The sequence below is a fragment of the Mesorhizobium sp. M1E.F.Ca.ET.041.01.1.1 genome (genome assembly GCF_003997355.1).
Lineage (GTDB): Bacteria > Pseudomonadota > Alphaproteobacteria > Rhizobiales > Rhizobiaceae > Mesorhizobium.
This window is the reverse complement of the sequence record NZ_RZSL01001141.1, coordinates 1-778: the sequence shown is the minus strand read 5'-3', so window position 1 is coordinate 778 and position 778 is coordinate 1. Positions and strand designations below refer to the sequence as shown.

At 65.3% G+C, this 778-nt stretch carries 1 protein-coding gene; it reads right to left on the bottom strand.

The genetic code is table 11. From position 1 onward, the window contains the following. Window positions 1-536: 536 nt before the first annotated feature. The coding region (locus EOA38_RS37960; RefSeq protein WP_127301620.1) for a UTRA domain-containing protein at window positions 537-778 on the bottom strand (242 nt) is incomplete at its 5' end.

Below are 778 nucleotides of genomic sequence, written 5' to 3'. Positions count from 1 at the left end.
CAACGACGCCGCGCAGGTCGACCCCCACTCCGTCTCGGCTTCGCCGAGCCACCTCTCCCCCGATCGACGGGGGAGAGGAAGGGTGCGAGCCTATTGCAGCCAACGCTCCTCAACCAGACTCCCTCCTTCTCCCGTCGCCAGCGGGCTCCTTTCCTCTCCCTCCGGAGGGGGGAGAGGTGGCTCGGCGAAGCCGAGACGGAGTGGGGGAAGGCGGTCCTCAAACGCCAAGCCGCTGATAGGTAAGCGCGACCGCGCCGGATGGACGCATGAGAAGTCGGGGCTGATCAAGGCTGTTATCGAGGTGAGTGATCCCATCCCTTCGTCATCCACGGGCGGAGCAAGGAGCGTAGCGACGCAGCGCAGACCCGAGGATCCATTCCGTGACGTCGACGCGTTGCAACGATCCAGAACTCTGCTCCGCCGCACTTTACGATCAAGGTAACGGAATGGATCCTCGGGTCTGCGCTCCGCTTCGCGTCGCTCCGCCCGCGGATGGCGACCTCTGAGGTTATCGCCCTGGATGACGACGTCGGAGGCTAATCGCCGGCCGACAACCTCAGTTCCACCCGCTCCGCCGGAAAGCGCGATTCCGCGAACTGGATCGGCCGACCGTCGAGCGTGACGTTCACCGCGACAGTGACCAGCACGATGGCGCCCGGCTGCAGATCGAGATCGGCAAGATCATCGGCGTCGGCGTGGCGCGCCGACAGCACCGTCGAGTGCCTCAGATAGTCGTTGATGCCGAAGCGCTTGAGCGAGGCGGTGACCGATCCCGTCT